The organism is Synechococcus sp. EJ6-Ellesmere, from assembly GCF_024345875.1.
Lineage (GTDB): Bacteria > Cyanobacteriota > Cyanobacteriia > PCC-6307 > Cyanobiaceae > Regnicoccus_A > Regnicoccus_A antarcticus.
This window is the reverse complement of record NZ_JAGQBY010000123.1, coordinates 1-9,217: the sequence shown is the minus strand read 5'-3', so window position 1 is coordinate 9,217 and position 9,217 is coordinate 1. Positions and strand designations below refer to the sequence as shown.

12 protein-coding genes, 1 tRNA gene and 1 pseudogene are annotated in these 9,217 nt (G+C 66.4%); 5 read left to right on the top strand and 9 right to left on the bottom strand.

Features of this window, described 5'->3' with window-relative positions:
* Positions 1-133 precede the first annotated feature (133 nt).
* From KBY78_RS12955 to KBY78_RS12940, 4 genes are read right to left on the bottom strand one after another with little or no spacing between them, the layout of a single operon-like run.
* Positions 134-1,045, bottom strand: a complete 912-nt coding sequence (locus tag KBY78_RS12955) for an ion channel (protein ID WP_255143922.1) — start codon at positions 1,043-1,045, stop codon at positions 134-136.
* On the bottom strand, positions 1,042-1,914 hold the full coding sequence (locus KBY78_RS12950; protein WP_255143921.1) for an MlaD family protein: 873 nt from the start codon (positions 1,912-1,914) through the stop codon (positions 1,042-1,044). The genes KBY78_RS12955 and KBY78_RS12950 overlap by 4 nt, the downstream gene beginning before the upstream one ends.
* Positions 1,911-2,525, bottom strand: coding sequence for an ABC transporter permease (locus KBY78_RS12945; RefSeq protein ID WP_255143920.1), 615 nt, complete (start codon positions 2,523-2,525; stop codon positions 1,911-1,913). Before KBY78_RS12945 ends, KBY78_RS12950 begins: the two co-directional genes overlap by 4 nt.
* Before the next feature lie 36 nt (positions 2,526-2,561).
* Positions 2,562-3,440, bottom strand: coding sequence for a GNAT family N-acetyltransferase (locus KBY78_RS12940; RefSeq protein ID WP_255143919.1), 879 nt, complete (start codon positions 3,438-3,440; stop codon positions 2,562-2,564).
* Between the two features lie 338 nt (positions 3,441-3,778).
* Here KBY78_RS12940 and KBY78_RS12935 point away from each other — a divergent pair, with 338 nt between their 5' ends.
* Positions 3,779-4,147, top strand: coding sequence for an AbrB family transcriptional regulator (locus KBY78_RS12935; protein WP_006172981.1), 369 nt, complete (start codon positions 3,779-3,781; stop codon positions 4,145-4,147).
* Positions 4,148-4,333: 186 nt separating this feature from the next.
* Here KBY78_RS12935 and KBY78_RS12930 read toward each other — a convergent pair whose 3' ends face one another.
* On the bottom strand, positions 4,334-4,474 hold the full coding sequence (locus KBY78_RS12930) for a hypothetical protein (RefSeq protein WP_255143918.1): 141 nt from the start codon (positions 4,472-4,474) through the stop codon (positions 4,334-4,336).
* Between the two features lie 14 nt (positions 4,475-4,488).
* Positions 4,489-4,692, bottom strand: a pseudogene (locus KBY78_RS16395) (thiol methyltransferase); the annotation flags it as partial.
* 181 nt (positions 4,693-4,873) lie between these two features.
* Between KBY78_RS16395 and KBY78_RS12920 the strand changes: the two are divergent.
* Positions 4,874-5,299 carry a thiol-disulfide oxidoreductase DCC family protein gene (locus tag KBY78_RS12920; protein ID WP_255143917.1) on the top strand — a complete coding sequence of 142 codons (426 nt, stop codon included), beginning with the start codon at positions 4,874-4,876 and terminating at the stop codon, positions 5,297-5,299.
* Here KBY78_RS12920 and KBY78_RS16390 read toward each other — a convergent pair.
* On the bottom strand, positions 5,220-5,609 hold the full coding sequence (locus KBY78_RS16390) for a TetR/AcrR family transcriptional regulator (protein ID WP_399215869.1): 390 nt from the start codon (positions 5,607-5,609) through the stop codon (positions 5,220-5,222). The two genes, KBY78_RS12920 and KBY78_RS16390, sit on opposite strands and share 80 nt — an antisense overlap.
* A gap of 171 nt (positions 5,610-5,780) precedes the next feature.
* On the opposite strand from KBY78_RS16390, the gene KBY78_RS12915 reads away from it, so the two are divergent.
* The gene (locus KBY78_RS12915) at positions 5,781-6,671 is read left to right on the top strand and encodes a bile acid:sodium symporter family protein (protein ID WP_006172985.1); all 891 of its coding nucleotides are present in this window, start codon (positions 5,781-5,783) and stop codon (positions 6,669-6,671) included.
* Between the two features lie 631 nt (positions 6,672-7,302).
* On the opposite strand, the gene KBY78_RS12910 is transcribed toward KBY78_RS12915, so the two are convergent.
* Together KBY78_RS12910 and KBY78_RS12905 are read right to left on the bottom strand one after the other, a co-directional pair.
* Positions 7,303-7,746 (bottom strand): nuclear transport factor 2 family protein, encoded by a 444-nt coding sequence (locus KBY78_RS12910; protein WP_255143916.1) that lies wholly within the window; start codon positions 7,744-7,746, stop codon positions 7,303-7,305.
* 47 nt (positions 7,747-7,793) lie between these two features.
* Positions 7,794-7,865 (bottom strand) — tRNA-Val (locus KBY78_RS12905).
* A 41-nt stretch (positions 7,866-7,906) separates the two neighbouring features.
* Here KBY78_RS12905 and KBY78_RS12900 point away from each other — a divergent pair.
* Both KBY78_RS12900 and mazG read left to right on the top strand, forming a co-directional pair.
* A complete protein-coding gene (locus KBY78_RS12900; protein WP_006172987.1) occupies positions 7,907-8,410 on the top strand; it encodes a metal-binding protein in 504 nt (167 codons plus the stop codon).
* 12 nt (positions 8,411-8,422) lie between these two features.
* Positions 8,423-9,217, top strand: a 795-nt coding sequence (gene mazG, locus KBY78_RS12895; protein WP_399215866.1) for a nucleoside triphosphate pyrophosphohydrolase, incomplete at its 3' end; no start/stop codon positions are given.

Sequence of the window (9,217 nt, the reverse complement as noted above, 5' to 3'; positions counted from 1 at the left end):
CCGTCGCAGGGCGTGATCGGCGCGGCCATCGATAATCCGCAGCTGAGGCAGACCCCCTCGCAGTTCGCCCATGGCGGCAAAGGCGCTGCAGAAGGGACAGCCGCCGTCGAATACCAGCCAAATGGTGCCGGGTTCACCGCTGGCGGGTGTCGTTGAAGCGGCTGAAATCAAGACAGCGAAACTCGCTCTGGTCATCTCTGACGATATCCACGAAGGTTTCGTCGAAGCGGATCTGGCTGCTGTTGTACGAGGCGCGTTTGTACACCGGGCTGCGCACCGTTTCATCGACACCCTCGAACGCCACCAGCACTTCCCCGTGGGCGGCACGCAACTGGGCCTGGCCCAGGCCATGCAGGGGGCTGTCGGGACCGATCGGGTGCATCACCGTCCACATCAGCTGGAACAGGAAGGCCTGGCCGCGCACCAGATCCAGCCGGTGCAGGCGGCGCATCGTTTCGCCCTCGGCGCTGCGTTCATCGATGGCCAGATAGGCCTGCACCTGCGCGCTCACCAGATTGTTGTGGTGCACGTTGGCGATGCGGAAGGTGAGGCAGGGCCTCCCATCCCAGGGCTGGACCGTGGCCACCTCGCTGAAGCGGATCTCCGCCCGGCTGCGGGAGAAGCGGGCGAACACCAGGCCGGTGGTCACGGCGGTGAACACCAGGCTCACGAAGGCCTGCAGGGTGACCAGTCCGTTCACCAGCGGCGAAACGGGGTGGAGGACGCCGTAACCGATCGAGCCAAGCGTCTGAACGCTGAAGAAGAAGGCGTCGCTGAAGCCCGCCACCTGGCCCTGGGGCAGTCCGCCGATGCCGGGGGCATCCAGCAGATAGAGCAGGGCGAAGGCGATGTTGGTGCCCAGGTAGGCCAGGGCGATCAGCAGCAGGAAGCCTGGCCAGGGCACCTTGAGCATCAGCCGGTAGGGCTCCCGCCACTGGCTGATCAGGCTGTCGATGTTGTCGGCGCGGTAGACGCCATCGAGCTTGAGCAGGCGCACGGGGCGCAGGCGGCTCGATCGGGTCCGCTGGGAACGGAAGGGATTCATGGCTTTGGAGGCGGGGAGGCAGGAGAGCGCTCCGTTGCAGATGGCACCCCCAGCAGGTGATTGGCCCGCTCGGCCAGAGTCCTGATCTCCTTGAGGGTGCCGAGTATCTCCGGCTGGGTGTCGCGAATCAGACGGAGGGCGGCTTCAGTGGCTGCCTGGGCTTCCACGCTGGTGGTTTCCAGACGCTGGCCGGTGCGCGTGAACTCCTGAAGCGTCTCCCTGGCGGTGGCCGCGGTGGCGCCCGATTCCCGCCCGATCTGCCGGCTGAGCTGGCTCACATCCCGGAGCGTGCCGTTGAAGGTGGCGACGGCACCGGGAAGGTCCCGCTCCGCCATGGCGGCGGTGCCCTGGAGCGCACGGTTCAGCACCAGGCGGGTCTCCCCCAGCTGCACCAGCAGCTTGGCCAGGTCGGGCGACGCATCGAAGGGGATCAGCCTGTCGGTCCGGGGTCGGGTCTGACCGTCCCTGGCGGGATCGGCGCTCAGGGCGATCAGGCTGCTGCCGATCAATCCTTCCTGGTAGACGGTGGCTCTGGTGGCGGGGCCGACCAGCGGCTGGTAGCGCTCGGCGATTCGCAGGTCGACCAGCACGCCGCCATCGGGACCGAGCTGCACCGACTCCACCCGTCCAACCCGGTAGCCGGAGATCGTCACATGCACGCCAGGCCAGATGCCGGTGGCGTTGTCGGTGCGGAAGCGCAGCGCGAAGCTCGACCCAAGCCAGGCCTGCTGACGCAGAGCCCCCGCCACGATCCAGGTGCCGAAGACCAGGGCACCGAGGACCACCAGCCAGCTGAGCCCTTCGCTGAGCCCAAGCCGCCAGCGGCTGTCTGCCGCCAGGGCCGGGGGATCGGTCGGGTGTTCAGTCATCCGATCGGGGGAAGGTTGGGGGGCATCAGGATCGCGAGCAGAGCCTCCAGAGCGAGGATCGCCAGGATGGCCTCCACCGTGGCGGCGGCAATGCGGTGCGGCAACTCTTCGGGCCGCTGGCGGCAGCGGCGGCCCTGCCGGGCGCAAAGCCACGCGCTCACCGCAGCCAGGCCGGCCCCGTGCAGGGTCGCCTTCACCATCGCCTGGGGGGTGAGCAGCGCCAGCAGGGGCGGCAGTTGCCTCAGGGGGTCGGGCACCGAGGTGGCCAGGGCACCGGCCAGCATCGCGGCGCCCAGGAAATAGGGGATCAGCAGGGTGGTGCAGACCGCAGCGGTGGCCATGCCGGAGGCCAGCTCCCAGTGGGCTCCACGGGGGTGGGGGCGGGATGCTTCGCCCACCCGCAGGGGGGCGCAGCAGCAGATCCACAGCAGGGTGACGGCGAGGGGTGCCACGAGATGGACCAGCGCCACCATCAAGGCTTCCAGGCTGAGGGCGGCGCGCTGGTCGAGGAGGTCGACCAGCAGGTGAATCAGACCCACGCCCAGTGCGGCGGCCAGCACCAGGGTCAGGGGGACGGAGGCGAGCAGTTCGCGTCGGATCCGCTCCACCATCTCCAGCCTGCGGAGTTCAGGTTAACCAGGGTTGTCTCAGCCCAGCTCCAGGCAGGCCAGTCCGTAGATGTCCTGCAGTGGCAGCTCAGGAGGGGTTCCCCGGTACATGCGCACGGTGCGCCCGGCGACCTGGAATCCGCGCTGCTCCAGCAGGCGATGGGCCCTGGGATTGGCTTCGGGGGCATCGATCAGCACCGGTCCGCTCCGCTCTGAACAGAGCCGATCGAGCAAGGCGCCGGCGAGCAGCGGAGCATCCGCGAGCAGGGGGCCCAGCCGCCAGCCCACGGCGCCGGTGTCATCGGGGAGCAGGCAGGGCCTGATCCGCCCGAAGCCGCGGCAGCAGCCCAGGTCATCGCGCACCAGCTCCACGGTGCCGCTGCCCTGCCGCAGCCATTCACCCAGGAAGTGGGGGCGCGGCGTGGCTTCATGGCGGGCGTCATAGGTCAGCACCAGGTCGTTGTTGCCGGCATCCGCGCCCAGCTGCGCCGCAGCCACCACGGCATAGCCCGGTGGCAGCTGACCTCCGCTGCAGCGGGTGCGGCTGGCGGATGGAAGACGCCAACGCAGGGTGTCGTAGGCCGCCTTGAAGCCCCAGTGGCTGTAGTCGGTCAGTCGCTCGGGCGCCGCCTCCAGACCGATGCAGGCCACCCCATCGAGATGCGCGAGGGCCTGGCGCCAGAGCGCCACCCCGTAGCCCCGTCCGCGGAAGGCCGGTCGCACAAGGAACAGGCCGATGAATCCATAGTGCTCGTCGTAACGAATTCCCGCCACACATCCCACCGGCTCCCCGCCCAGGACCCCCACCCAGAGACCGGCGGCATCGGTCTGGCGGTACACACCGGCATCGCCCAGTCCGGGGCAGAAGCCCTCCTGCCGGGCCCATTCCGTCACCAGGGGCAGGTGTGATTCGGCCATCGGCCGGATCGTGAAAACAGGACTGGCGACCAACGCGGCGACCCCTGGGATGCCCGATCACCGACATCCTGACCGATTCGTTGTGCTCAGGTCTGGGGCTGGTGATGGCCTCCAGGCAGATGGCTGAGGGGCTGGTGAGTCGCTCCGACTTGAAGATCCATGGCGGTGGTGAGCCCGCCCCGGGAAAACCATGGGGATGATGTGGCCTTCCGTCAAGCGGCTTGCGGCTTGCATTCGGTCATCAGTTTGCAGGGGTTGTTGGCCTGAACTGGGGGCTGTTTGCTGGTCAGAGCATCTGTTCGATTGCTATCATTCGATCGTTCCAAGAAACAAACGTCATGCTCACCGGACCTGACCTGCTCGCCAAGGTGAAGGAGATGGGTGATGCCTCCAAATCTGACCTGGTGCGCAGCTGCGGCTACGTGAGTTCCAAGAAAGACGGTAGTGAGCGGCTCAACTTCACCGCCTTCTACGAAGCGCTCCTGGAGGCCAAGGGTGTCAGCCTCGGCGTCGGCGGTGGCGGCGGTGCCGGCAAGAGTGGCCGCAAGCTCAGCTACGTCACCAAGGTTCAGTTCAACGGCAACCTGCTGATCGGCAAGGCCTACACCGCCTTGATCGACCTCAAGCCCGGCGATGAGTTCCAGATCAAGCTTGGCCGCAAGCAGATCCGCCTCGTCCCTGTCGGGGGCGACGACGAAGACGAGTGATCCGCTGAGCGCGGCGGTGAGCCATCGCCCTGCCGCAGAAGGGGTTTGGCCCCTGCCATCAGTTCGCTGAGGACTGCAGCCTTCAGTCGAGGGCTGCAGGGCCTCTCCTCCGTGCGCTCAGTCTCTCCGCCGCCAGAGACCGAGCCATTCGTTATCCCGGCTGGGCAGCCCGCCTTGAGCGGGCCCTCACACCTCGGCCTCAAAGCCGGCGCCCTCCAGCAGCTGGCTCACCTGCTCAGGTTGAGAGCCGAATGGTGGACCGCCGCTGCGGGAGTGGCAGCAGAGCAGTCCCAGAAACCAGCCTCCCGGGGCCGCCAGTTCCCCCATGCTCCTGGCATAGGCTCCGCGCCGGGTTGATCCAGTTTGCGGGCCTCGCGCAGCGCTTCAGTGCTGATGTCGATCCCTGTCATCGAGAAGCCGAGGCCAGCGAGCAGCCGCGCTTCATGGCCGCGGCCGCAATCGGGCATCAGCAACCGGCCCGGAGGCTGGGGTGCCAGAGGCTGCTCGTGGAGAAAATGCTGTAGCGGCGGAGCGGCCTGGTCCAGGTCTCATCCATCACGATCCTGCAGGGGGCGCTCATCCCAGGCCTTCGGCGTCAGGTCAATGTCTCGCGTCGTCATGGGCCAGATCTGGTGAAAACGGCCTTGGGGGGATGGGCGGTAATCCGGTGTTGGACGAGCCCAGAATCGAGCCGCCGCAGGCAAGTTTCGGCCTTAAGGTCAATGGATGACCGCACCAGAACTCACCCTTCTCTACGACGGAGCCTGTCCACTCTGCAGGCGTGAGGTGGAGATTCTCAGCCGCCGCGATGGTGGCCGCGGAGCGATTCGCTTCGTCGATATTGATGATCCGCTCTATGACCCTGCCGCCTTCCAGGGGATCAGCTATCGCGAGGCGATGGGCCGCGTTCATGGGATCACCGCCGATGGCCGCGTGCTGTGCGATCTGGCGGTGTTTCAGGAGGCCTACCGCCAGGTGGGGCTCGGATGGATCTACGCCCCGATCGACTGGCCCGTGATCGGCCCCCTGGCCCAGGTGGTCTATCGACTCTGGGCGCGTCTGCGTCTGCGCATCACCGGTCGCCCCGATCTCGATACCCTCTGCGCCGGGCGGGAGGGTGCCGCCTGCCGAACCACCGTTGCTGCCCGCTGATCGTGGCCCTTGACACCCCCGCGGCCTGGGCAACCCGATCCATTGAGGTTGCGTCGAACCCAGGACAGAGCTGGCCAGGGATCCTGTGGCCAGTGGCGCTCAATGGGAAGACAGCCGTGTTGGCTCCCTCATTGATCACACGGTGAGGGGGTGTTGAGCCGAGCTGGGGAGAGTCCTGGAGAGGTGGGAATTCCCGTGACGTCGAAGAGCTCGGTACTGGCAGAGATCGGCTCGGGCAACGGCGCTGTCCAATGTCCAGGTCACCGTGGTGATGGGACGATGAGCTGGTGGCAGGGGCCACCCGGGGCATCGGCCTTGGGATCGCCTTGGGCCTCGGCGAAGCGCTTGCCACGGTGCAGGTCACGGGGCGCAGCGCGGATGCCGCCAGCTGCACGGATCCGGTGGGCGGCTGCCTGGCGTCAACCCGACAACTCACTGGACTCCCCCATCAACTCAGAATGCCAGTACGTCGATCGCTGGCATGTTCACAGTTGCCCTTCCCCTGGCGCTTGCCTTCATCATGCTTTCCCTGGGGATTTCCCTGACTCCAGCCGACTTCGGCTTTTCGCTGCGCCGGCCCCATCCTCTGCTGGCGGGTGTGCTTTGCCAGGTCGTGCTGCTGCCGCTGGTTGCCTTTCTGCTGATCCGTTTGTTCAGCCTTCCAGGAGAACTGGGCGTGGGGGTACTTGTGCTGGCCTGCTGTCCAGGGGGTATCACTTCAAACGTGATGACCCGTCTGGCGCGAGGTGACGTGGCACTTTCAATCTCCTTCACAGCCCTCGCAAGCCTGATCACCACCATCACCCTGCCCCTGATCCTGACTGTGGGGGGGCGAGCCCTGATGGGGACGGCCCTCCCAACCGTGAGCATCACTGGACTAGGCCTGAAGATGTTCGTGATGACAACTCTGCCTGTGCTGGTGGGTGTGTACCTGCGACAGCGGAGGCAGGCGCTGGCCCAGCGCTGGGAGCGTCCCTGCGAACGGATGGCCACTGCCCTGTTCTTTCTCATTCTGGCGATCACGATCCTCAGTGAATGGCAGACGTTGATCGATAACCTCACTTCCCTTGGGCCAGTGTTGCTGGTGCTCAACGTGGGGATGCTGGCCATCGGGACAGCCGTGGCCCAGATCTTTCGCCTTCCGGCCAGCCAGGTGAGCTGTGTTGCCATCGAAAGCGGCTTCCAGAACGGCACGGTGGGCATCGCGGTGGGAGCCCTGTTGGTGCAGGCCTCCAGGTCGGGAGGGGGGCTGTCGGCCTATAGCCTTCCTTCGGCGGTCTACGGGGTGCTGATGATGGTCACCATCCTTCCCTACCTGGTTTGGCGGCGTTCGATCCAGCCCACGGCTGATCCGTCTGTGATCGAGCCGTAACGGCTACTGCCGTGCCAGCCCGCAAGGCCTTGGTTGAACTTTCCTGGGGGGCAGTCCACAGATCCACGCCATTGTTCTGGCCTGGGGGCCGCGCCCCTGGTATGGCTGCCAACCGCCATCCGGGCCCTGCCGTTCCAGCCGCCCCTCTGCGCAAAGCGCTCGCATCGGCAACTCGCGCACGCGCCAGCCACTCTTCGCTCCTCCTCTGCGAACGAGCACTGCAGCCTGGAATCCAACTGTTTCACCCTGGCGTACCGAGTCAGCCAGGTAGTCGGCTGCGTCAAGCTCTGAGCTGGTCATCCCTTCCACAAACACCCATCGAGTTTTCGTCAACTCTCCGGCGGTCAGTAGTCCCTCTCTCGTCTGCTTCCAGAAATCAGATTCCGCATCAGGCTGGAATGGCTTGGACCAAACTGCTGGCTGCAAGGTTGCCAGGGCAATCAGAATGCCAAATCCGTAGCCAGTCCTTGTCATGCTTGGGGCGTCGAATGTTTTGCCTGCGAGAGCATCATTTCAGAAAGGCATGGACGTATCAAGTCGTTATTCAAGGGTTGGGCCGACTGAGATGGATGGCGTTTGTTGCATAGATTCGCCCCCATGCAGGTGGATTGTCCCTGCAGCTCGCTCTCCCTCAGTCAACGAAGCGCTTGTACAGCCAGCGCACAAATCCCCCCACGACAGGAACCGGTGAAAAGGTCGGCCCCACGAAGTCGAAGTAGTCGCGGTGGTCGACGATCTTGCCTGCTTCGTTGATCAGCAATCGGGTCGTGCCGGGGTAGATGAACTCGATGCCCTTGATCTTCAGCCCCATCTCCCACTCAATGAAGGCTGTCCTGCCGTCGATCGCGATCGCCCCCGGCATCAGAGACACGTCATCGCAGCGTTTCATCAGGCCCTCCTGTGCCTCGATGTAGGCCGCAAGCCCATGGCGCTCCTGGGTGGGGTCCTGAAAATGCACGTCTTCGGCATAGAGGGCGCGCCACTGTTCTTCTCCCGGGGGCGGAGTGCCGTACGGCTTGGTGAACAGGGCCCGCAGGCTGGTGTCATCCATGGCGATGGTGGTGAAAGCATCCATTCCAGCGGCCACGCTCAGCCACGGTGGACTGCACCAGGTGGTGCGGATGCGCGATGCCGGGTTCGAACCAGCGACATCCTGCTTGTAAGGCAGGCGCTCTACCGCTGAGCTAATCGCGCGTACAGGCATTCTGCCCCCACACCAGCAGTCTGCCCCCGCCATGGCCAGTGGCCGCAGCCATGACCGTGCCACCTGGCTGCTGAGCCTGCCCTTCGGGCTGCTGTGGTGGCCGTGGCTGGGGCTGGCGGGGGTGGCCAGCGCAGCCGGCGGCTTCCTGGCGGGTGGCCTTTGGCTCTCCCCCGACCTCGACACCCGCTCCAACCCCAGCCGGCGCTGGGGCCCGCTCGCTCTGCTCTGGTGGCCCTACCGCCGCGGGCTGCGCCACCGCTCCTTGCTCTCCCATAGTCCGCTGCTGGGTTCTGCGTTCCGGCTGGCTTACCTGGCGGTGTTGGTGCTGGCGCTGAGTGTGCTGCTGTCGCCCCTGGGAGTCCCGGGCCCCGGGCGGTTGCTCCAGGCGGGGCGAGGGCTCTGGGAGCAGCAGCGGCCCCTGCTGCTGGCTGCGCTGGTGGGGGTGGAGGCCAGCAGCTGGCTGCATCTGCTCCAGGACGGTGACCCGCTGCCGCGCCAGCCCCGGTTGCTGCGGCGAAAGCGGAAACGGCGTTAGGACGGTGGTCCTGTGGCCCAGCGGCCCGTGATCGGCCCCGATTCCCGCTTCGATCCCGCTGCCCCGGGCCCCACCCTGGAGGCCCTCGCCGGGCTGATCGCCGTGGTCGCGCAGCTGCGCGATCCGCAAGCCGGTTGCCCCTGGGACCTCGAGCAGACCCATGCCTCCCTGGTGCCCTATGTGCTGGAGGAGGCCCATGAGGTGGCCGACGCCATTCGCCATGGCGACGACCGGCATCTGGCGGAGGAACTGGGTGATCTGCTGCTGCAGGTGCTGCTGCATGCCCAGATCGCCAGCGAGGCGGGCCGCTTCGATCTCACTGCGATCAGCCGTGGCCTTCACGACAAGCTGGTGCGCCGCCATCCCCATGTGTTTGCGGCGCCGGCCACCACCGCCAACCGGGGGCTGGCCGGCGACAGCGCCGCAGTGAAGGTCAGCTGGGAGGCCATCAAGGCCGGCGAAGCCAGCGCCAGGGCGACAGCCAGCGCCGACGGAACCACTTCCGCAGACCAGGGCGAACCGTCCAGAAGCCCTCTCAGCGATCGCCTGGCCGGCAAGGTGCGGGGCCAGCCCGCCCTGGCCGGTGCCATGACCATCTCGCGCAAGGCCGCCGCCGCCGGTTTCGAGTGGGAGTCGATCGAAGGGGTGTGGGAGAAGGTGCACGAGGAGCTCGATGAGCTCAAGCAGGCTGTGGCCAGCGGCGACAAGGTCCACGCCCAGGAGGAGCTGGGGGATGTGCTCTTCACCCTGGTGAACGTGGCCCGCTGGTGTGGCCTTGATCCAGAGGCCGGCCTGGCGGGCACCAAC